This window comes from Flavobacterium sp. PS2 (genome assembly GCF_046250155.1).
Classification (GTDB): Bacteria; Bacteroidota; Bacteroidia; order Flavobacteriales; family Flavobacteriaceae; genus Flavobacterium.
In genome coordinates this window covers 5,137,236-5,158,526 of sequence record NZ_CP176426.1, presented here as the reverse complement: position 1 = coordinate 5,158,526, position 21,291 = coordinate 5,137,236, and the positions used below count along the sequence as shown (strand labels likewise).

The following is a 21,291-nucleotide window of genomic DNA, read 5'->3' as shown; positions in this document are numbered from 1 at the left end:
GTAAAACTAAAGCCCCTTAGACCTTTGGTTTTAAACCTTGTTGGTATAATTTAAGAATACAAGAATAATACCTAACAGGTTTTAAAAACCTGTTAGGATAACAATAACTCAGAATACTATTAACTATAAAAAAGAAAAAAAATGTCAATTAACTTATTTGATTTAACAGGGAAAACAGCACTTATAACAGGAGGAGTTCACGGTCTGGGAATGGCAATGGCAAAAGGTCTTGGACATGCAGGTGCAAAAATTGTAATAAATGATCATTCATCACAAGAAGCTGTAAATAATGCAGTTGCAGAATATAAATCTGTGGGGATTGAAGCTTACGGATATATTTTTGATGTTACCGATGAAGCTGCTGTAATAGAAGCAATAAACAAGATAGAAGCCGAAGTTGGACCAATAGATATTTTAATTAATAACGCAGGAATCATTAAAAGAACTCCAATAATAGAAATGGAAGTTGCAGATTTTGAAGCTGTAATAAAAGTAGATTTAACAGGACCTTTTATCGTTTCTAAAAATGTTGCCAAAGGAATGATTATTCGCGGAGGCGGAAAAATTATAAATATGTGCTCTATGATGAGCGAACTTGGTAGAGACTCCGTAAGTGCTTATGCTTCTGCAAAAGGAGGGTTAAAAATGCTAACCAAAAATATGGCTACGGAATGGGCTAAGTTTAATATACAAACTAACGGAATTGGTCCTGGATATTTTGCTACAAGCCAAACTGCACCGATTAGAGTAAATGGACATCCTTTTAATGAGTTTATTATAGGTAGAACGCCAGCTGGTCGTTGGGGAGATCCTGAGGATTTACAAGGAGCAGCAATATTTTTAAGTTCTAAAGCAAGTGATTTTGTAAACGGACATATTGTGTATGTAGATGGTGGAATACTTGCTACAATAGGAAAACCATCAAACGAAGCATAATACATCATGGGTAAAGTACTTTGTTTTGGGGAAATCCTTTTACGATATAGCATGGGGGAAAACTTTCCCAAACAACAAGATATGTCGGCTTATGTAGGTGGTGCCGAAAGTAATGTTGCATTGGCATTGGCAAAATGGAATGTTCCTGTGGCCTATTGTACCGCCCTACCCGACCATTTTTTGTCGGCTACCATTCTTGCTTATTATAACAAAATGGGGGTTGATACAACTACAGTAATTAAGTCTGGGGAAAGAATTGGTTCCTATTACCTTAATCAAGGAGCAGATGTTAAGAATGCAGGCGTAATTTATGACCGTAAATATTCTTCTTTTTCAGAACTAGAACCGTCTAGCATAAACTGGGAAGAAGTTTTTGAAGGTGTTTCCTGGTTTCATTTTACAGCCATTGCACCAGCTTTAAATGCAAAAATTGCTGCACTTTGTGAAGAAGCTTTACTTGTTGCCACAAAAAAAGGAATTGCAATTTCTTTGGATTTGAATTACAGAGAAAAACTTTGGAAATATGGCTCAGAACCTAACGAAGTAATGCCTAAACTAGCTAGTTACGCTCATGTAATTATGGGGAATATTTGGTCGGCAGAAAAAATGCTCGAAATAGGTATTAATCAGCAATTAATAGCATCCGAAAAAGAAATTCATTTAGTAGAGCAAGCCAATGCAAGTTCTCAAGAAATCTTGGCAAAATATCCTAATTGTAATATCGTTGCGAACACTTTCCGCTTTAGTAAAGAAGATAGTGTAACCTATTTTGGAACATTGTATCAAAAAGGAAATAGTTATAAAAGCGAAACTTTGTTTGCTGCAAATACAATAGACAAAGTTGGAACTGGAGATTGTTTTATGGCTGGACTTATTTATGGAATATTACATAGAAAAGAGCCACAACAAATAGTAGATTTTGCTGCAAGAGCAGCCTATCAAAAATTATTTATAAAAGGTGATGCTACAACATTCCCAGTAGAAGAAATCGAACAGTTAATAAAGCAAAATGAATAAGTCAGAAAAAGTTATTCAACAAATCATTCATTCGGGTTTGTTGCCTTTATATTATCATGAAAGTAAAGATTTAAGTATAAGTATATTAAAAGCTTTATATCAATCAGGTATTCGTATTGTAGAATATACAAATCGAGGTAAAAATGCTTTAACAAACTTTGAAGCATTAAGGACTATAGCTTCACAAGAAATGCCCGATTTATTGCTAGGAATTGGTACTATAAAAACGGCTGAAGCGGCCAAAGAATTTATAGACTTAGGAGCTGATTTTATAGTAAGTCCTATAGTTTCTGCCGAGGTTGCAAAAATTGTTTTAGAGCATAATTTAGCTTGGATTCCGGGTTGTTTAACACCTACAGAAATTCATCAGGCGCAAGTTTATGGAGCTAGATTAGTAAAAATATTTCCAGGAAATTTAGTTGGAGCATCTTACGTGCAATCTATAAAAGACATTTTTCCTGATCTCCTTTTTATGCCTACTGGCGGAGTTGAACCAGAAGAACAAAACCTAAAATCATGGTTTGATGCAGGCGTATCTGCTGTAGGTATGGGAAGCAAACTTTTAAAAACCAGTGCAATTGAAGAGAATAATTTTGATGCACTTTCGGATTATATTACAAAAGTTACTATTCTAATTCAATCTTGTAAACATTCTTAAAATGAATATAACTTCAGAAAAAAGAGTTCGATATGGCATCTTAGCCCTATTGTTTTTTGGAACAACCATTAACTATATCGACAGGCAAGTAATTGGTTTGTTAAAGCCCACATTAGAGAAAGAATTCCATTGGACAGAAACTGATTATAGCAATATTGTTATGGCTTTTTCAGCAGCATATGCCATTGGTCTTATAGGTTTTGGAAGATGGATTGATAAAATCGGAACTAAGCTAGGATATGCTGTATCGGTTTTCTTTTGGAGTGTTGCTGCCGTAGCACACGCATTTGCCAAAAGTACGTTTGGTTTTGGATTAGCAAGAGTTGGTTTAGGCGTAGCCGAAGCAGGTAATTTTCCTGCTGCAATAAAATCTGTAGCCGAGTGGTTTCCTAAAAAAGAACGTGCCCTTGCAACAGGTATTTTTAACTCAGGTGCCAATGTTGGTGCTGTGGTTGCTCCTATTATGGTTCCTGCAATTTTAGGTGCTTATGGTTGGCAAGAAGCATTTGTTATAACTGGAGCTATTGGCTTTATTTGGCTGATTTTTTGGTGGAAATACTATGAAACTCCTGCTAGACATAAAAAAATATCCAAAGAAGAATTTGACTATATCCACAGTGACAATGAGGTAGTTTCAGAAACTGAAGTGCCTGTAAAATGGACTGCTTTATTTAAAGTAAAACAAACGTGGGCTTTCATCTTTGGGAAACTATTGACAGATCCTGTTTGGTGGTTCTTTTTGTTTTGGTTGCCTTCATATTTTTCCGAAACATTTAATCTTGATTTAAAGAAGCCAAGTTTACCATTGGTAATTGTTTATACAGCCACAACTATTGGTAGTATTGGAGGCGGTTATTTATCCTCCTATTTAATAAAAAAAGGATGGAATGTACAACGAGCACGCAAAACAACCATGTTTTTTATCGCCGTTTGTGTATTACCAATAATGTTGGCACAGTTTACCAAAAATATATGGGTAGCTGTTGGCTTAATTAGTTTGGCAGCAGCAGCTCACCAAGCTTGGAGTGCTAATATTTTTACAACAGTATCTGATTATTTTCCTAAAAAAGATATCAGCTCGGTTGTAGGTATCGGTGGTATGGCAGGTTCTGTTGGAGGTATTCTTTTCCCTCTGGCAATAGGAATCATCTTAGACCATTATAAAATCTTAGGAAATATTACCGCAGGTTATAATATCATATTTATCATGTGTGGTTCTGCCTATTTATTGGCTTGGATAGTGATGCATTTTTTAACCAGTACTAAAAAATAACTATTTATAAAGAAACCCAATCCCGAAGCGTCGGATAATGTCATTAAGTTAAGCTCTTTTTATCTAATTATGGTTAATTGTTTTCGCGCAAAGACGCAAAAGCGCAAAGGTTTTAGGCATAAACTTAGCGGCTTGGCGACTTTGCGTGAGATTTATTCGGTACAGCATTGTAGCTGTTTTTCTTAACTAAATGACATTGCGCTTCGGGATTGGGACTATATATTGAAATAAATTACGCCCAATGGGTAAAATAAATTTAAAATGATAAAAAGTATAATAGACAAATCAACTGGTTTCGAAAAAAGATTCGAAAATATTGACACGGTAGTTTTTGAGAATTCCACCGATGCATCCAAAGCAGTTGCGCAGCAAATAGCGGCACTTATCAAGTCAAAACAAGAGAAAAACGAATCATGTGTATTAGGATTAGCCACAGGATCATCCCCAAAAGGATTATATGCTGAGTTAGTACGTTTACACAAAGAAGAAGGATTAAGTTTTAAAAACGTAATCACTTTTAACCTGGACGAATACTATCCAATGGAGCCAGATTCAGTAAATAGCTACGTACGATTCATGAAAGAATTGTTGATGGATCAAGTAGATATTTTACCTGAAAATTACCATATTCCAGACGGACTTTTAACTAAAGAAGAAATCGCAGATTATTGCGCAGATTACGAAGCTAAAATAGAAGCTCTGGGCGGAATCGATCTACAAGTTCTTGGAATTGGAGCAAATGGACATATCGGATTCAATGAATCGGGTTCCTTACAAAACTCAAAAACAAGATTAGTAGCCTTAGACCATATCACCAGAGTTGCAGCAAGTAAAGACTTTTTCGGGTTAAACAATACGCCAAGAACAGCCATTACACTTGGAGTAAAAAAGATAATGGAAGCTAAACAAGTTATTCTATTAGCTTGGGGAGAAGGAAAAGCAGACGTTGTAAAAAAATCTGTAGAAGGAGAAGTTACCAATAGAATTCCTGCGTCATTTTTGCAAGAGCATAACAATGTAGTTTTTGTTCTGGATAAAGAAGCCTCATCAAAACTAACAAGAATCAACAGACCATGGTTAGTAGAGAAAATTGTTTGGACAGATAAACTAACCCGTAAAGCTGTTTTAGGATTAGCACTAGATTTAAAGAAACCAATCCTAATGCTTACCGATGCCGATTATATCGAAAATGGAATGAGCGATTTACTAGCCGATTCAGGACCAGCATACGATATCAATATTAAGATATTTAATAAACTGCAAAATACCATTACAGGATGGCCAGGAGGTAAACCAAATGCAGATGATACCAAACGCCCAGAAAGAGCAGAACCAGCAAGAAAAAGAGTATTGATATTCAGCCCGCATCCAGATGATGATATCATAAGTATGGGAGGAACATTTATGCGTTTGCAAGAGCAAGGACATGAAGTACACGTAGCATACCAAACCTCAGGGAATATTGCAGTTGCAGATGATGAAGCTTTGCGTTTTGCAAGATTCGTTACCGATTACAACGAGAAATTCGGAATCAAAAGCGCCGAAGCAGAAAATATCTATCAAAAAGCAGTAACCTTCTTGACCAATAAAAAGAATAGTGAGATTGATATTCCAGAAGTTCGCTACATAAAAGGATTGATTAGAAAAGGAGAAGCACGCTCAACAAGTCATTTTGTAGGTTTGCCAGACGAACAAATTCATTTTATGGAACTTCCATTTTATGAAACAGGAACAATCGAGAAAAAACCAATTGGAGAAGAAGATATTCAGCTTACAATGGCTTTAATCGAAAAAATCAAACCACATCAAATCTATGCAGCAGGAGATTTAGCCGACCCACACGGAACACATAAAGTATGTCTGGATGCTATTTTTGAAGCAGTAAAACGATTAAAACCAAAATCGTTTATGGATGATTGTTGGTTATGGTTATACCGTGGAGCATGGCAAGAATGGGGAATTGACGAAGTAGAAATGGCAGTACCAATGAGTCCGGATCAGGTATTAGCAAAAAGACATGGAATCTTTAAACACCAATCTCAAAAAGATGGAGTTGTGTTCCAAGGGTCAGATGCACGTGAATTCTGGCAAAGAGCAGAAGACAGAAATGCAGAAACAGCCGAATTATACAACCAATTAGGTTTATCACGTTACGCTGCAATGGAAGCTTTCGTGAGATGGCATTATTAAAAGGTTCTAAGGTTTTTCGAAAAGGTTCAAAGGTTCAAAGGCTCGAGGGACAAAGGTTTAAAGGATAAAAAAATCTAATTATTTTTTCAAAGTAATTAATAAAAAAGAGCGCTTTAGCGCTCTTTTTTATCAATTATCAATTATCAATTATCAATTATCAATTATCAATTATTAATGTTTTGCTTTAGATCCAAACGGACAACGCTTTATAAGATAATTGATTGTAGCGTGGTAAGCATCGAATCCGGTTCCAAAAGAATTTCTAGATTCCGAGTATAAGTTCGATCCTTTATCGTTATAAATATTCAGATTAATTTTAGTTTCATAATTAATCATTGTTGTGGCATTATTAGAGTTATATGCTGAACCCGATGATTTAGTAGTTTCTTTTCGACCTTCTTTGTTTTGGGTTTCTTTATCATTATAACTAGAAACACCACTTCCGTAAGACGAAGTTCCTTTATTAGTTACAGTGGCAATTCCGTATAGAACATTTTCAACCCCTAGTAATACGGCCATTTCCTGTGGAGTTATCGATTTTAAATTAGCATGTGTAATTTTATTTTTAGCCAATATACTATTTGTTGTAATAGGATCTTGCAAGTCTAAACCATAAGTATTGTCTTTAACAGACAAATAACCTTCTGCTTGCAACTGCTCAGCCATCGAATTAACATTAAGTGAAGGATCATTAGATATGAACTCAAAAGGCAATATAGCTATTCTCCCTCTGCGATCTGTAGATGTAGAAACTGGTGAAATTGTTTCGGAACTAGCCGTTTTATTAACTACTTCCGTTCTTCCGCTGGCAAATACGATTACATTTATATCTGCCTTTTTAAATTCATATTCTAGGGATTCTCCCTTAAATATAAACTTAATGGCATTATCTTTAACCGATACAACTTTGCCTTCTCTTTTTTCTCCATTTACCATAATAACAGTATCAACTTTATCCTGAGCAGACATGGTAATTACACTGCAAAAAAGGATTATAAAAAAAGTGATTTTTTTTAAAATAAGAATTTTCATTTTTTCAAAGATTAAATTTTTAAGAATTAAAACCAATCTAAATGCATAAAGCAAAATCTTTAATCAAGACAATAGTCGCGTATACAATTGTTAAAAAAAATGTTATTTGTAGATAAATTGATACTATAAAAATAATTATTTTTTTATTTAAATCCAATATAAACCCATATTAATCGTAGGTAAGCACTAGTTTTATCAATCGATTGCGCAAGTTAAATTTTTCTTAAATTAAGATTTTACCCCACAAAAGGATAATCTGTGTAACCTCTTCCTGTGCCGCCACCAAATAAAGTATGATTATCTGATATTTCATTTAATGAGGTATCTAATTTGACTCTTTTTGGATAATCGGGATTCGTCAGAAATTTTCTTCCAAAGCCAATTAAATCAACCAAATTGTTTTCTATTAATTTTTCACCTTCTTGAGGGGTTTTATTACCAGTGGCTATAATTGTATTTTTAAATTTTGCTCTAAGTTCTTTCCTGAAATCATTTGAAATTTGTGGAGCATCATCCCAATCGGCTTCACAAAGATGAATGTACGCAATATCTAATTTATTCAATTCCTCCGAAGCTAACATAATAGTTTCCAGAATCTCAGGATCGTTCATATCTTTAAAGCTTATAAAAGGAGAAAGCCTTACTCCTGTTTTTTCTTTTCCAATAGCTGATACTACTGCTTTAGAAATTTCAATTAATAATCGGATTCTATTTTCTTTTGAACCTCCATGTTTATCGATTCTTTTATTACTATTACTTCTTAAAAACTGATCGATTAAATAGCCGTTTGCTCCATGAATCTCTACACCATCAAAACCTGCTTCGATAGCATTTTTAGCACCCTGAACAAATTCTTGGATTACGTTATCGATATCAATTTTAGTCATTTCTCTAGGTTTTTCTACAGGAATAAAAGTAGCATCACCATTTGGAGCGCCATCAAAAATATAAACATTGGTATTTTGTGCCAGTAAAGCCGAAGGAGCAATAGGTTGCAATCCATTTACTTTAGAACTGCTTACCCTGCCTACATGCCATAATTGAAGAAATATTTTGCCTCCTTTTTTGTGTACAGCATCTGTTGTTAGTTTCCATCCTTCTATTTGTTCCTGGCTATATATCCCTGGAGTTTTTGCATATCCCATACCCTGCATAGAAATTTGCGTTGCTTCGGTAATTATAATACCTGCCATACTCCTTTGAGCATAATATTCTGCCATTAATACATTAGGAACATCTCCGGGTTGTGTAGCTCTAGAACGTGTCATAGGAGCCATTAAAAAACGGTTTTGTAATTCGATTCCTTTTAAGTTATATTTCTGAAATAATTCTTGATAATTCATTTTTATGTCAATTTAGAATTGTAATTTATTTTTTGAATTCTACTGTTGAAAAAATCAATGTTGTTTCTCCAGTGTTTTTTAAATTATGAATGAAAAAATTCTCTTCATTAAGCTTATCAAAATAAACTGTATCTCCTTTTTCATAAATTATTTCCTTTACAGAACCATCATTATAGTAAGAAATAGATTTGCCAGATGAGAGTGCTGTCCAGAAATAGCGCAAACAATGTTTATGAAACGGAAGTTCTTTTCCTGCAGGTAAATGAATAGTCCAAACTTTAAATTCTTTATTTTCAAAAACTAATTTTTCACCTACTACCCTATTGTTTTCAGCATTATTAAGTTCATTGCGTAATTCATCAGTCCACAGTTCCCAGGTTCCTGCAGGATTTATTATTGTAGCTTGCATGTTTATCTTTTAATTTAAAATTCAATAGCAATCTTTCCTATTGTTTTTCCAGATTCCAATAGTTGATGTGCCTTTTTTAAATTATCAGCCGTAAGACCAGTTAATGTTTCATTCAAAGTAGTTTTGAGTATTCCATTATCTAATAAATCAGCTATTTTATTGAGAATATTATGTTGTTCTTGTATATCATTTGTTTGAAACATAGAACGGGTGTACATCAATTCCCATGAAAACGAAACGCTTTTGTTCTTTAATTTATTCAAGGCAACAGGGTCACTGCTTCCGGTAATAGAAGCAATATGTCCTTGAGGTTTAATAAGATCCACCATAATATCCCAATAAAAATTTGTATCAACAAAATCGAGAATGAAATCAACATTTTCGAATCCTAATTCCCTAACAGCAGAAATCAAGTTTTTATGATTAACCACATAATCGGCTCCTTGCTCTTTGCACCAAGCAATAGTTTCCGGACGAGATGCTGTGGCGATAACAGTTAAACCTGCTATTTTTTTAGCCAATTGTATGGCAATAGAACCAACTCCTCCTGCCCCTCCAATTATTAAAACCGTTTTACCTTTATCCTTTTCAGGATTAATACGAATGCGGTCGAAAAGTATTTCCCAAGCTGTTAAACCTGTTAAAGGTATAACGGCAGCTTCTGCATTCGTAAGAGATTTTGGTTTTCTGCCTACAATGCGCTCATCTATAATTTGATATTCTGCATTGCTACCTTGTTTCGTAATATCTCCTGCATAATATACTTCGTCGCCAACTTTAAATAAGTTTGCATTTTCACCAACAGCTTCTACTATACCTACAGCATCCCAGCCGATAATTTTTGGAGTTTCTAAAACTGTATTTACAGCACTATTCTGGCGAATTTTAAAATCTACTGGATTTACAGATACCGCATTGATTTTTACCAATAAATCATTTGCACCTGGTATAGGTTTAGCAGTTTCAAATTCTAAAAAACTATTTTGTTCAGTTATTGGTAGTGATGTTTTAAATCCTATTGCTTTCATAATTTTAATTGTTTTATTTATTATTCATTTCTAAAAACAGCTTCGAGCAAAACTCCTGTCGGAGTATGCAAAAAGATTCTTTTTTCATTAATATCCTTTAATTCCATTGTGCTATAATCCACAGCTAGTGAATCTAATTTTGACTTAAATTTTTCATATCCATTCATAAAAAACGCAGTATGATCTATTGCTTCTGCAGCATAATTACTACTTTGCTGAAATCTTAAATTAGATTGAATGACATGAACTATTGGGTCATTTCCTTCATATAACCAATAACCAGGAATAGATTTTTCGATCACATCGGGGCGTTTCCCTTCTTTTAAATCAAATACAGAAATAAAGAACTTTTTTGTATTGTCTATATCCCTTGTTCGAATGGTAGTATGATCAATGTGCATGGAAATTATAATTAGTTATTAAACTTTTCTTCGGCATTATCGATAGGCGTTTTAGGATCATTTTGAACCATCTTAGCGATATCATCCTTTCTCATAAATACGACTCCTTTTTTAGTTTTTGTATATTGAATAAAGGTATCCATTGCTTTAACCATCGCTGGAGTTCCGCCTATTCTGTCATGAAAACTAATAGACATCATTCTTCTTTTGGTAGCTCCTTCTTCATAAAGTTGGTCAAATTCCATTTTTAATTGAGCCAAAAATTGATCTGGACTCCAATGTTTACCCTCTACATTTACAATATCATTATTACGAAGTGTATATGGCATTACGACAAAGTTTTTCCCATTTACTTTAGTGATAAAAGGTTCATCACGACTTAAATCATCGATATGATATAAAAAACCAAGTTCTTGCAATACTTTTAGAGTGTTTGGACTTCTGCGTAACCAGTTTGCATTATATCCAACTCCCCTTTTACCAGTAATAGATTCTACAGTATCAATCCCTTTTTTTACAAATGCTAATTCATCAGCATAACTCATATTCCATTGATTACTCCATGACATTCCATGAGCTGCGATTTCATGACCACCATTTGCAATAGCTTTTGCAATTTCGGGATATTTTACAGCAGCTTCACCTACTACATGCGAAGTAACTTTAATATCGTATTTCTTCCATAAATCCAGCATTCTGTAAATCCCTTCATTTGCTCCATAACGAAACCAACTTTCGGCAGGTAAATCCGGTTGTCCTTTGGGTAATGGACTTCCAGAAAACGGACTTTCTGCACCTTCTGGTTGGCCTCCTGTTTCGAATTGCATGGATACTGAAATTACTAATTGAGCTCCATTTGGCCAACTTTTAGTACTGTTTTCTTTTTTTGTCTGTGCATTAAATGATAAAAATAACATCATGAAAATTGAAGTTATTATTGTTTTGAAAAAAGTTGAATTCATTTTTTATAAGTTTAAAATTTTTAACAAAGTTAATATGGTTCTACATCTGTTTTGTTGTAAAATATCATTGAATGTTTGTAAATTTCGATTAACCAGTTAGATTTGTTTTTATAATCTTTATAGAATACAATTTCATATTAAATTTGAATATTAACAACAAGTAAACAAAATCATAATCACTTATAATTAACCAACATACGTTGATTTAATAATCTATATAAAAAGAAAAGCACACAATAAAATTATAAAAAATTATTGTGTGCTTTCTTTTACCTAAACTAGTATAAGTATGTTTATATTAATTGGGATTTTTGTTACCCAAATAAAGCAGTTCCGCTACTCATTCTCTCTAATAATCCCATGCAAAGTGAGCATGTAAATAGCGTAATTGCAATTGCCATTAATCCAAAAATCATTAACAATTTTCGAATAGATCCTCTTGCTAAATTTTGTTCATTATCTTTTGAAATGTATTCATAGATATTTTTGAAATTTTTATAGATGATAATTCCCGTAAAACCTATCGCAAAAAATATCACTGCTGCTATAACAGTCAATACATAAAAACGAAATTGATTACTATGAATAAAAACATCACTAAGCGTAATTAAACTTAGTATAAAAAAAGCTACTACAGCCGTATAAACAGAAATCTTGAAGAATGTAAACATAGTTGCTTTTAAGTATTTAATTAGTCTATTTTTTAAAACGATAAATATAATAAGGTGGTTTGCCCTCATCACCAGCTCCTGTAAATGCAGGCGAACTATCAAGTTGGTTTACTGAAATATACATCCATCCATCTGGACCTTGGTAAACATTATCAGGCCATAATATTCTTTCACTATCTTGTATAATATTGGTTAATTTACCTTTAGCATCTAGTTTGGTAATAGCATGTTCTTGCAAGTTAGTAAAATAATGATTGCCATCTGCATCCGTAATTGCTCCGTCACTAAAAGGTTTGCTTCCAACTCTTTCTATCGAATTACCAATTACAGCATCACTTTTACCATCTCTTAACAGTTTTGCAGACACTTTATACCAAGAAGAACCATTCATAGCTCCAAAAAATATAGTTTCTCGATCATTCGAAAGCGTAATAGGATCAATAGCCACACGAGCCGGTTTACCGCCAAAATGGGTAACCTTACCTTTAATAATCATATCTTTATCTTCTGCTTGCAATGAAGTATGTCCGCTAAATCTACGAACATTTTTAGTTTTTAAATTCAGTACAATAATTCCCGGATTGGCAATATCAGCTAAATAAGCAAAACCATTCTTTTCATCTATTGCTACATCTTGAGTAAAAGTTCCTTTGGGAGCTACAGATGAAGGTAATTCGATTTTTTGAGTTACTTTATTTTTGCTAATATCAAAAGCCCAAAGCCTTGTTTTACCAAGTTCAAGCCCCATATCGATAACCCATAATTGATTGTTTTTATCAAAAATAAGTCCTAGCATTGCATCAAATGTAGCATCAGTAGCTTTTTTACCATTCTTCTGAAAATTTTCAGATGGATAAGGAATTGCTTTACCATTTACAATTTCTACCAATTGTATTTTTTGACTTCCTAGCGGGTGTATAGTTGCAAAAACACGACCTTCTGCCGATACAGCTACATCCCCCGGACGTATATCCATTGCTGCTACAACTTCTAGATTGTTATTAGTTTTATTAGCGTTCCCAAAATAACTTGCAGTACCTTCTATCCAGTCTTTACGAGGAGGAGCAAAAAAGTCAACATCGAGTGTTCCATCTTCAAGACATTCAAATTGATGTGGTATATTCCCTGGAATTATAAGTACTTCTCCAGCCTTAACGATATAATCTTTGCCTTGCATAGTTACTTTTACGCTCCCTTTTGTAATGTAAGATGTTTGTTCATTAGGATGCTGGTGCAAAGGTACTTTTGCTCCTTTATCCATCTTAAATAAAGCTAACATTCCTTGCTCTCCATATACATATTTTCGTTGTAATTTATCTCCCAACTGTTCCCAACCCAAATCATCAAACTTAATATGTTGTATCTCTTTTATATTTTGTGCTGTCATACTATTCGTAATCAAAGTCATTACAGCAATTGCCAATATTGTTAATTTTAATTTTATCATTTTTATTGTATTTAATTATTTGAAATAGATTTTCCCTTCAATTATTAGTAAGAGCTTTTGGTATTGCTTTGCTGCGGCCAAGGTTTATCAAAAGTTTTATTTTGCTTTGGCAAAAGAATCTCATAACCTGATTTTTCGTCTATACTAATTTTTATTTTTACAGAAGATAATTCTCCAGAAACCAAATGTCCCCCATATGTTTTATCATTTGATATAAAGTGAAAATGAAACGGTGACAAATCGATAGCTGCAAAAGATGGTGGATTATAAAAGCCAACCAGAGTTCCCGAAATATTTTCTTTTTTATATAAAGGCCTTGTTTTCATTAACTCAGCTAAACCTGTAGTATTCCAGTCTTCGAGTTTATTTGCGCCACCCACTACAATAGATTCAAAAACACATTCTATTCGTAATGCATATGGCTTATTTGCAGATGGGAGTTTGCTTATGATTTCTTTTTGGAGCATTTCAATATTTTTAATACCACTCACCTCAAATTCTTTGTCTGCTCTAAAAAAAGCAACCGATGCAAATGGAACTTCTCGTTCAACTTCTGCTTTTGTAACACGTCCATCCGAAGCTATACGATAAAAAATACCATCCAGAGCAATCATTTCACCATCGAGATGATTATAAGTGCCTAATCCGAAACTTCCTTTAGCAGCAAGTGATTTTATACTAAGATCACCTATGTAAACACCGTTTCGCATTGCGTCCATTACAGAATAATGGAAAATTGGCTTCTCTTCCTGAACTTGCCCATTTACTGCTAAGAAACTAGCAGTAGTAATTAAAGAAGCTATTGTTGTTAATTTTTTTCTCATTGTTTAATTTATTATTCTGTTTACACAGAAAGGATTATAAAAGCAAAGATATTTTTTAACAACTAAGATATATTGTAGATTTTCATTGTATTTTTGTATAAATTAATCATCAGTATATGAAACGTTTTAGTAGCTATCATTCCTTAAATGTATTTAGATTACAGCTCGACGAATGGGAATTTCCAACACACAAACACAATTTTTATGAATTCATTTTTATAGAGAAAGGAAGTGGTAATCACATTCTAAACGAAACCATGTTCAATTATAAAGAGGGAGATGCTTTTTTATTAAGACCAGAAGATTCCCATTCTTTTGAGATAGAGGAAAATACAAGCTTCATTTTCGTGAAATTTACAGAGCAACTTTTTATAGAAAAACTAGAAGGAGGCAAAACTGCCAAATGGATGGAAATAATTAAAGTTCTTTTACAAAATCCATCTGCTGTAGATGGAACTTTGATATCAGATGAAGAAGATAAAGAACATATTTGCAACTTATTGAAAATACTATTAATTGAATTTTCAAAAAAATGTGCCTACAGTCGTGAAGTTGTATTAGAGCTTTTTGGCGCAGTAATGATGATGGTTGCAAGAAGCCATTCTACTTCTAAACACGGAGATCAATGCCCTAGTAATACAGAACTTGATAAGTTAAATCAAATATTAGGTTATACCCGTCTACATGCGTTAGATGCTGAAAAAATGCGCATTGAAAATATAGCAGAGTTATTTGCCATGTCCCCCAACTATATTAGTATTTATGTAAAAAAGCACAGTGGAGTTTCGATTCAGCAACATATTATTCAGACAAAATTAAAAGCTGCTGATCAATTACTTAAAAATGGTCGCCATAATGTAAATGAAATAGCTGCCAAATTAGGATTCACAGATGCAAGTCATTTTAATAAAATATATAAAAAGTATAAAAAAGTAAGTCCTACCGGATTCATGAAACCATGATAGATTTTTACAATCTTAAAAAGTCTAAAAAGTGTTATTTTGTCCTAAATCAGGAGAATTATGTTTTTGACTTATTTAATAAAACAACTAAATACACTTACCTTTGCGGCACTGCTTTATATTCTAAATGAGAGTTTTACAAACAATTAAAATCTTTTTTAATCTCAAAAAACAATTGCTCTAATAGTGAATATTTTAAAGTTCTATTCAAAAAACACACCTATTCCATATGTTTTCATTATTTAAATCCCGCTATTATTTAAAAGATTTAATACCTAATCATTATATTGATATTCATAACCATCTCTTACCTGGAATTGATGATGGTGCTAAAACAATCGAAGAAACTAAAATGCTTATTTCAGGCATGAAAAAAATCAATATTACAGGTGCGATAGCTACACCGCACACTTTTGCTAAATATTGGAATAATACTCCCACAAGTATAAAAACCGCATATAATGTTGCCATAGAATCTGAAGAAGAAAAATCTTTTTTAAAAGGATATGCTAGTGAATATATGTTAGATAATACTTTGATCGAACGATTGAGTAAAGAAAATCTTTTATGCTTACAGGATTCATACATTTTAGTAGAACTATCACTTGTAAGCTGTCCATTAGACTTGTATGAAATGCTATTTGAATTAAAATGCAAAGATTATAAAATTATAATAGCGCATCCTGAACGTTACTTTTATTTTCATAAGCATATTGATAAATTTGAAAAATTAAAAGCATTTGGTGTTTATTTCCAGCTTAATTTATTGTCATTAACTGGCTACTACGGCAGGGAAGTTCAGAGAACTGCTGAACGTTTAATCGAGAAAGATTTATATGATTTTACAGGTACAGATATCCATAATGAAGAGCAAATGAACCAATTTTCAACTGAATCAATTTACTTCAATAAGAACAAAATTGGTGATTTGATGCAGAAGAATAATATCTTTTACAGAGATTAATTTCACTTTATCATGTTCCAATATATTATAGCTTAAAATAAAAAAGGTCCTCATATAAATGAGGACCTTTTCGGTTAAAGCATATTTAATATAGATTCAACTACTTCTTAAATAAACGATTAAATAACGTTTTCTTTTCAACATATCTGCCATAACCATAATTATGACCATAATTATACCCACTGGCAATATCATTAATTACATACCCCATATTATTGAGTTTTTTGTCTTCATTTAGTTTACTAGAATAAGAAATTAATTTTTTCTCCGTCATTCCTGAGCGTACAACATACAAGGTTGTATCTGCATATTTAGAAATAATTAATGAATCTGAAACCAATAATGTAGGTGGCGTATCAAAAACTATAATATCGTACAGTTCTTTTATTTCATTTACAAAAGTTGTAAATCTTTTACTCGATAATAAAAGTATCGGATTAGGTGGTATATCTCCAGATAACAATACATCAAAAGAAAAATCGTTTGTTTTATTCTTATAGAGTAAATCCTGCCATTCCAATGAACTGTTATGTAAATAATTAGATAATCCTTTATTATCAAGTTTAGATTGATCTAAATGTTTATGCAATTGTGGGTTTCTTAAATCTGTACCTACAATAAGTATTTTTTTGCCTAATTGAGCAAGAGTATTAGCTAAATTAAATGATACAAAAGTTTTCCCCTCGCCTTTAATAGATGAAGTAACAAAAAAGATTTTTCCTTTTTTAGTATCATCAAATGGAGTAATAAATTCGGTGTTATGAACTAACGTTCTAAACGCTTCCAATACTTCTAAATTAGCTTCATTATTTTCATTTTTATTTTCTTGTAATGAAGGTAATTCTCCAAGAATAGGGATATGATTGTTTATTTTTTCGATATCATTAGTACTGTATATCTTATTGTCAAATTTAAAAAGCAGATACAAAGCGCCAAATGGAATAAATAAACCTAACATTAAGGCCATCAAAAAGACAAAACTTGTTTTTGGATAAATAGGAATATTATTTGTTATGGCATAATCTATAATTTTGGTATTAGGTACTGTAACAGCTAGATTAATAGAAGCTTCTTCTCTTTTTTGAAGCAATAATAGATATAAGTTTTCTTTTAGATTTTGCTGACGTTCTATACTACGTAATACTTTTTCTTTTTCGGGTAACGTCGAAAAAGCACCATCTGCAGTTCGCTGAGCTAATACACCTTGATTACGAGTAGTTTCTAATTGTTGCTTGTAGCCTTTTATAGAATTTATAATATTATCTTTTTGATTCTTAAGAGAACTTAACACAACTTGAACCGATGGGTTATTGCTACCCGCACTCGTTTGTAGCTTTTGATATTCTAATATTAATGTATTGTAACCTGTAATTAACTGATTTATAGTAGCATTTTGAACTCCAATATCAGCAGGCAAAAGATCAAAACCAGACTGTTTAAATAAATTATCCTGAAGAAGTTTAACCAATAATAATTGAGATTCTACATCAAAGAGTGCTTGTTCCTTGTCAGACTTTATTTTTATACTCACTCCAGCATCTTCTTGAATAAAACTTAGATTGTTGCTTGTCTTGTAGTCTTTTTTAGATATTTCTATCGCATCTAATTCTTGCTTTAAATACACAAATCTATTATCAACAAAATCAATTGTTCGTCGGGAAACTTGTTGATTATCCTTAATTCCGTCCTCTTCAAATACTTTAATTAAATTATTCAAGATAACTTGAGCGTGTTGTCCATCAGAATTTTTTAAAACTAATGAAATGATATCACTATCTTTTCCCATTGCAGTTACCTGTACTGCTTTAGTTAGCTCTAATGTCGCTACTCTAATAGGCTTTAAAATTATCTGATACGTATTATCAACAAATGAGTTTATACTTTCATTCGCAGATGGTTGGATTGTAATCGGGAAATTAGGAAGCGGTTTATTAAGCCAATATCCTTTAGTTTTCAAGGTCTTTCCTGAATCTGTGTCTAAAATTGTATATCCTGTTTTAGTAATACTTATGTCATACCGTATTATATCTGATAAACTATCTTGTGGTAGCGCATAATTGATTACAAATGGTGGATTAAAATTTATTTTAGAATTTATTTTTCCTTTTGAAATATAAATTACATTTAATTTTAAATTCTGCACTACTTGTTCAGAAAGACGATATGAGTTAAACAAAGCAATTTCGTTTTCTAAGTTAATAGCAGATTTACTAAATGCTTTGGAGATATCCAGAGAAAAATTAGTATTCTTTTTATCATCTATAAGTTTAACTTTAGCTTCTGTTGTATATATAACATCTGCATAACGTAAATATGTAAATGCAATTAAAAGAGAAAGAAGCATTGCACCCAAGAACCAAGGCCAATAGCGCAAATATTTTTTAAATGATTCTACAAAATTTATAGTAGTCTCTTTTTCGTCAAAGTCTAAAAAACTATTTTTAGTTATATTTTTATCCATCTCAAAATTATCGTGTTAACAAAATAACCGAACTTAATACCAAAGAAGCTATCGTTAATATGGTAGCTGCATTTCCTATATAGCCGGATGTTTTTACTTTAGAATTATTAGGATTTATTACTAGTACATCGTTCTGTCTGATAGTATAATCTGGATTATTCATCCAATCGGTCGTAGTAAGATCTAGGTGTTTAATAGTACGTATACCTAGTGATTCTCTGATAAGTATTATATCTTTTCTTTTACCATTAATAGTTAAATCTCCTGCATATCCTAGAGCTTGAGGTAAAGTAAGGTATTGCTCTGTAAAAGAATATGTTCCTGGCTTATTTACCTCCCCCAGTACAGTAACTTTAGCGTTTAAAAGACGAATACTTACAGTTGGGTTTAATAAATGACCTCCTATCTCTAATACATTTTTTAGTTCTTGTTCTAGCTCAGAGGTACTTTTATTGACTACAGGAATTTCACCTAATACAGGAAAAACAATTGTGCCTTGAGGAGATACTAAGTATCCTTGCAATTTCATTGTCTCAATATTAGACATACTATTTGTACCTAATTGTTGAATATTATAAGGAATAACCGTTTCTGGAACTTTTGCCCCCACAGTAATACTTAAAATATCATTCGGTTGTATTAACGAACCTGTATACTCAATACGGCTTGATATGTATTCAGTGCTGTCTTGAAAATATAAAATATCTTTTTTGGAAGCACAGGATTGCAAAAGCAAGAGAATGGATGCTAATGCGTAAATGTATTTATTCATGATTTTATTTATTTATTTATTTATTTATTTATTTATTTATTTATTTATTTAAAGCTTATTAAACTGAAGTAAAGCAAAAAATCGAATTAAATGAATTTGCCTTTTTATTCGTAAAGGCTGACATACTAAACGATAAGCCCATTCTAGATTGTTATTTATCCACCATTTTGGTGCTCGTTGTACATGACCAGTAAACACATCAAAACTCCCACCTAATCCTTGATAAGTTGCTTTATGTCTCTTTTGAATTTCTTCCATGAGCAATTCTTGCTTAGGAGAACCCATTGCTACGAAAACAATATCAGGTTGTTTCTCGACTATATCTTTTATTAGATTTTCTTTTTCTTCATCCGTTTTTAAAAAACCATTTCTGTAATTTAAAATCTGAATCCCTGTAAAATCTTTTTTTAAATTTACCACGGTAGCTTCAATTACTTCATCTTTTCCTCCAACTAAATAAAATGTTTTAGTAGTATGATATGCAGCAATTATATCTAACCAAAGTTCGCATCCAGGAATTTTTACTGCTTTTTTAAAACCTTTTTTGCGAAGTGCCCAAACCGCTCCTATTCCGTCAGGATATCCTAAATTTCTGTTTATAATAGAGCGACTTTTATTAGTTGCATGGAGTATTTTTTCTGCGTTTACAGCAACTAAAATTTTATGATTAAAAACAGCATAATTTATAAGTTCAATTCTAGATTGAGGGGCATAAATATTAACGCCATTTGAAAAACTTGATTCCATAATTATAATTTTGAATTTTCTTTTAAAAATTGAGTCATAGCGTTAAACATAAAAGCATTACTCCAGCGCATATACGAAATTTTTGAACTTACCCCCTTTTTCAATTGGTAATAAAAATATCCTTTAGGATCCTGCATATTATTAATTGTCCATTCCATGATTTTTTTAGCTAACCCTTTATTATTCATAAATTTGTTAAGACTCGACAGCGTTACAAATAATTGTGCAGGACAATGTATATCTATAGGATAAGTTTGATTATGATAATACTTTGGTTTTCCGTCAGCTTCAAAAAAATTTTCTATATAATATTTAAAGCCTCGCTCAATATTTTCTGAAAAAGTAAAGTCATCCGTACAATTCTGATAAGTACTTATTGCGTCTAAATTGTAGCCTGTATGAAAACTATCAATCCAAGACTGCACTGGTAAAAGACCATATACCCAAGAACCATCTTTTTGTTGTCCATCACAAGCAGCTATTACGGCATTTTTTGCAGTTTCTTTTTGATTAGAATCCTTAGTATAATTATAACATTTACTCAATAATTTTGCACCAAGTAATGAAGCGTTATAAACAGTATTATTCCCTTTTAACGGACTATATGAAAAAAGAAAACCATTAAAATGTGGTGTTCTTCCAAGGTCATTCAGAACAAAATCTGCTGAACTTAAAGCAGTTTTAAGATAAATCTCGTTTTTAGTAATCTCATATGCTTCAAATAATGCCGAAGCACAAAAAGTTGTAGCAACAACCGTTGGTGTGTTTTTAGGGAATAAAAAAAGACGACGCGCTTGCCAATCAAAATTATATCCCCAACATACTCCTGAATAGTGTTTATTTTGTAATTCTAATAACAAATCTGCAAGGAAAATAATTTTTTCAAGAAACTCCTCTTTCTTGTCAAAACTGTTATTCCCTTTTTTAGCTAGTTCATACAGGTTACAATAACCTGATAAGAACAGACCAATACCTTTTGCATTATATTGTTTTGGAACAAAAAAAATCTTCCTAAAATTAATAGGTGATCTTTTAAACCCTTGAATCCATGCTAATCTTGCTAAATCCCATTGCTTAAATGGGAGTGCATTAAAAATTTTAGAATTTAAACCATCATAAGGATCCCAACCTTTAAAGTTCTGATATTCACAATATGATTTTAGTTTAAGAAAAGATTTATCTAAATTCATTAGT

At 32.2% G+C, this 21,291-nt stretch carries 20 protein-coding genes; 7 read left to right on the top strand and 13 right to left on the bottom strand.

From position 1 onward, the window contains the following. Window positions 1-141: 141 nt before the first annotated feature. From ACJ6WR_RS22240 to nagB, 5 genes are all read left to right on the top strand, one after another. Window positions 142-936 (top strand): gluconate 5-dehydrogenase, encoded by a 795-nt coding sequence (locus ACJ6WR_RS22240; RefSeq protein WP_039116544.1) that lies wholly within the window; start codon window positions 142-144, stop codon window positions 934-936. Between the two features lie 6 nt (window positions 937-942). Next, the gene (locus tag ACJ6WR_RS22235; protein ID WP_409416537.1) at window positions 943-1,953 is read left to right on the top strand and encodes a PfkB family carbohydrate kinase; all 1,011 of its coding nucleotides are present in this window, start codon (window positions 943-945) and stop codon (window positions 1,951-1,953) included. Further along, window positions 1,946-2,611: a bifunctional 4-hydroxy-2-oxoglutarate aldolase/2-dehydro-3-deoxy-phosphogluconate aldolase gene (locus ACJ6WR_RS22230; RefSeq protein WP_409416536.1), complete on the top strand. Its 666-nt coding sequence runs from the start codon at window positions 1,946-1,948 to the stop codon at window positions 2,609-2,611. Before ACJ6WR_RS22235 ends, ACJ6WR_RS22230 begins: the two co-directional genes overlap by 8 nt. Before the next feature lies 1 nt (window position 2,612). Continuing rightward, complete coding sequence (locus ACJ6WR_RS22225) at window positions 2,613-3,884, top strand: MFS transporter (RefSeq protein WP_409416535.1); 1,272 nt, start codon at window positions 2,613-2,615, stop codon at window positions 3,882-3,884. Between the two features lie 261 nt (window positions 3,885-4,145). Beyond that, complete coding sequence (nagB, locus tag ACJ6WR_RS22220; RefSeq protein ID WP_409416534.1) at window positions 4,146-6,074, top strand: glucosamine-6-phosphate deaminase; 1,929 nt, start codon at window positions 4,146-4,148, stop codon at window positions 6,072-6,074. A gap of 171 nt (window positions 6,075-6,245) precedes the next feature. On the opposite strand, the gene ACJ6WR_RS22215 is transcribed toward nagB, so the two are convergent. The 9 genes from ACJ6WR_RS22215 to ACJ6WR_RS22175 all read right to left on the bottom strand — a co-directional run bounded on the left by ACJ6WR_RS22215 (window position 6,246) and on the right by ACJ6WR_RS22175 (window position 14,191). Beyond that, the gene (locus ACJ6WR_RS22215) at window positions 6,246-7,106 is read right to left on the bottom strand and encodes a hypothetical protein (RefSeq protein WP_409416533.1); all 861 of its coding nucleotides are present in this window, start codon (window positions 7,104-7,106) and stop codon (window positions 6,246-6,248) included. A 236-nt stretch (window positions 7,107-7,342) separates the two neighbouring features. Continuing rightward, window positions 7,343-8,449: an alkene reductase gene (locus ACJ6WR_RS22210; RefSeq protein WP_409416532.1), complete on the bottom strand. Its 1,107-nt coding sequence runs from the start codon at window positions 8,447-8,449 to the stop codon at window positions 7,343-7,345. Between the two features lie 25 nt (window positions 8,450-8,474). After that, on the bottom strand, window positions 8,475-8,858 hold the full coding sequence (locus ACJ6WR_RS22205) for a cupin domain-containing protein (RefSeq protein WP_409416531.1): 384 nt from the start codon (window positions 8,856-8,858) through the stop codon (window positions 8,475-8,477). A gap of 14 nt (window positions 8,859-8,872) precedes the next feature. After that, window positions 8,873-9,886, bottom strand: coding sequence for a zinc-binding alcohol dehydrogenase family protein (locus tag ACJ6WR_RS22200; protein ID WP_409416530.1), 1,014 nt, complete (start codon window positions 9,884-9,886; stop codon window positions 8,873-8,875). Window positions 9,887-9,906: 20 nt separating this feature from the next. After that, on the bottom strand, window positions 9,907-10,287 hold the full coding sequence (locus tag ACJ6WR_RS22195; protein ID WP_039114647.1) for a hypothetical protein: 381 nt from the start codon (window positions 10,285-10,287) through the stop codon (window positions 9,907-9,909). 11 nt (window positions 10,288-10,298) lie between these two features. Then, window positions 10,299-11,249, bottom strand: coding sequence for a polysaccharide deacetylase family protein (locus ACJ6WR_RS22190; RefSeq protein WP_409416529.1), 951 nt, complete (start codon window positions 11,247-11,249; stop codon window positions 10,299-10,301). Between the two features lie 314 nt (window positions 11,250-11,563). Then, window positions 11,564-11,920 carry a hypothetical protein gene (locus ACJ6WR_RS22185; RefSeq protein ID WP_131450978.1) on the bottom strand — a complete coding sequence of 119 codons (357 nt, stop codon included), beginning with the start codon at window positions 11,918-11,920 and terminating at the stop codon, window positions 11,564-11,566. A 25-nt stretch (window positions 11,921-11,945) separates the two neighbouring features. After that, window positions 11,946-13,367 carry an L-dopachrome tautomerase-related protein gene (locus ACJ6WR_RS22180; RefSeq protein ID WP_409416528.1) on the bottom strand — a complete coding sequence of 474 codons (1,422 nt, stop codon included), beginning with the start codon at window positions 13,365-13,367 and terminating at the stop codon, window positions 11,946-11,948. 44 nt (window positions 13,368-13,411) lie between these two features. After that, window positions 13,412-14,191 (bottom strand): acetolactate decarboxylase, encoded by a 780-nt coding sequence (locus ACJ6WR_RS22175; protein WP_409416527.1) that lies wholly within the window; start codon window positions 14,189-14,191, stop codon window positions 13,412-13,414. A 116-nt stretch (window positions 14,192-14,307) separates the two neighbouring features. Here ACJ6WR_RS22175 and ACJ6WR_RS22170 point away from each other — a divergent pair, with 116 nt between their 5' ends. Both ACJ6WR_RS22170 and ACJ6WR_RS22165 read left to right on the top strand, forming a co-directional pair. Next, window positions 14,308-15,153: an AraC family transcriptional regulator gene (locus ACJ6WR_RS22170; protein WP_409416526.1), complete on the top strand. Its 846-nt coding sequence runs from the start codon at window positions 14,308-14,310 to the stop codon at window positions 15,151-15,153. Window positions 15,154-15,382: 229 nt separating this feature from the next. Continuing rightward, window positions 15,383-16,117, top strand: coding sequence for a tyrosine-protein phosphatase (locus ACJ6WR_RS22165; RefSeq protein ID WP_409416525.1), 735 nt, complete (start codon window positions 15,383-15,385; stop codon window positions 16,115-16,117). 100 nt (window positions 16,118-16,217) lie between these two features. Here ACJ6WR_RS22165 and ACJ6WR_RS22160 read toward each other — a convergent pair whose 3' ends face one another. Genes ACJ6WR_RS22160 through ACJ6WR_RS22145 form a run of 4 tightly spaced genes read right to left on the bottom strand, consistent with a single transcriptional unit; the run spans window position 16,218 to window position 21,287 of the window. After that, window positions 16,218-18,578, bottom strand: coding sequence for a GumC family protein (locus ACJ6WR_RS22160; RefSeq protein WP_409416524.1), 2,361 nt, complete (start codon window positions 18,576-18,578; stop codon window positions 16,218-16,220). 7 nt (window positions 18,579-18,585) lie between these two features. Next, complete coding sequence (locus tag ACJ6WR_RS22155) at window positions 18,586-19,350, bottom strand: polysaccharide biosynthesis/export family protein (protein WP_409416523.1); 765 nt, start codon at window positions 19,348-19,350, stop codon at window positions 18,586-18,588. A 48-nt stretch (window positions 19,351-19,398) separates the two neighbouring features. Continuing rightward, window positions 19,399-20,097: a WecB/TagA/CpsF family glycosyltransferase gene (locus tag ACJ6WR_RS22150; RefSeq protein ID WP_039114656.1), complete on the bottom strand. Its 699-nt coding sequence runs from the start codon at window positions 20,095-20,097 to the stop codon at window positions 19,399-19,401. A 2-nt stretch (window positions 20,098-20,099) separates the two neighbouring features. After that, window positions 20,100-21,287 (bottom strand): delta-aminolevulinic acid dehydratase, encoded by a 1,188-nt coding sequence (locus ACJ6WR_RS22145; RefSeq protein WP_409416522.1) that lies wholly within the window; start codon window positions 21,285-21,287, stop codon window positions 20,100-20,102. Between the last annotated feature and the right edge of the window lie 4 nt (window positions 21,288-21,291).

What these genes read in the sequence shown, in the direction of transcription:
- ACJ6WR_RS22225 (WP_409416535.1), top strand. Translation starts at nt 2,613, where the DNA reads ATGAATATAACTTCAGAAAAAAGAGTTCGATATGGCATCTTAGCCCTA.
- ACJ6WR_RS22210 (WP_409416532.1), bottom strand. Translation starts at nt 8,449, where the DNA reads ATGAATTATCAAGAATTATTTCAGAAATATAACTTAAAAGGAATCGAA.
- ACJ6WR_RS22180 (WP_409416528.1), bottom strand. Translation starts at nt 13,367, where the DNA reads ATGATAAAATTAAAATTAACAATATTGGCAATTGCTGTAATGACTTTG.
- ACJ6WR_RS22235 (WP_409416537.1), top strand. Translation starts at nt 943, where the DNA reads ATGGGTAAAGTACTTTGTTTTGGGGAAATCCTTTTACGATATAGCATG.
- ACJ6WR_RS22175 (WP_409416527.1), bottom strand. Translation starts at nt 14,191, where the DNA reads ATGAGAAAAAAATTAACAACAATAGCTTCTTTAATTACTACTGCTAGT.
- ACJ6WR_RS22200 (WP_409416530.1), bottom strand. Translation starts at nt 9,886, where the DNA reads ATGAAAGCAATAGGATTTAAAACATCACTACCAATAACTGAACAAAAT.
- ACJ6WR_RS22160 (WP_409416524.1), bottom strand. Translation starts at nt 18,578, where the DNA reads ATGGATAAAAATATAACTAAAAATAGTTTTTTAGACTTTGACGAAAAA.
- ACJ6WR_RS22155 (WP_409416523.1), bottom strand. Translation starts at nt 19,350, where the DNA reads ATGAATAAATACATTTACGCATTAGCATCCATTCTCTTGCTTTTGCAA.
- ACJ6WR_RS22215 (WP_409416533.1), bottom strand. Translation starts at nt 7,106, where the DNA reads ATGAAAATTCTTATTTTAAAAAAAATCACTTTTTTTATAATCCTTTTT.
- ACJ6WR_RS22230 (WP_409416536.1), top strand. Translation starts at nt 1,946, where the DNA reads ATGAATAAGTCAGAAAAAGTTATTCAACAAATCATTCATTCGGGTTTG.
- nagB (WP_409416534.1), top strand. Translation starts at nt 4,146, where the DNA reads ATGATAAAAAGTATAATAGACAAATCAACTGGTTTCGAAAAAAGATTC.
- ACJ6WR_RS22195 (WP_039114647.1), bottom strand. Translation starts at nt 10,287, where the DNA reads ATGCACATTGATCATACTACCATTCGAACAAGGGATATAGACAATACA.
- ACJ6WR_RS22150 (WP_039114656.1), bottom strand. Translation starts at nt 20,097, where the DNA reads ATGGAATCAAGTTTTTCAAATGGCGTTAATATTTATGCCCCTCAATCT.
- ACJ6WR_RS22170 (WP_409416526.1), top strand. Translation starts at nt 14,308, where the DNA reads ATGAAACGTTTTAGTAGCTATCATTCCTTAAATGTATTTAGATTACAG.
- ACJ6WR_RS22205 (WP_409416531.1), bottom strand. Translation starts at nt 8,858, where the DNA reads ATGCAAGCTACAATAATAAATCCTGCAGGAACCTGGGAACTGTGGACT.
- ACJ6WR_RS22145 (WP_409416522.1), bottom strand. Translation starts at nt 21,287, where the DNA reads ATGAATTTAGATAAATCTTTTCTTAAACTAAAATCATATTGTGAATAT.
- ACJ6WR_RS22165 (WP_409416525.1), top strand. Translation starts at nt 15,383, where the DNA reads ATGTTTTCATTATTTAAATCCCGCTATTATTTAAAAGATTTAATACCT.
- ACJ6WR_RS22185 (WP_131450978.1), bottom strand. Translation starts at nt 11,920, where the DNA reads ATGTTTACATTCTTCAAGATTTCTGTTTATACGGCTGTAGTAGCTTTT.
- ACJ6WR_RS22190 (WP_409416529.1), bottom strand. Translation starts at nt 11,249, where the DNA reads ATGAATTCAACTTTTTTCAAAACAATAATAACTTCAATTTTCATGATG.
- ACJ6WR_RS22240 (WP_039116544.1), top strand. Translation starts at nt 142, where the DNA reads ATGTCAATTAACTTATTTGATTTAACAGGGAAAACAGCACTTATAACA.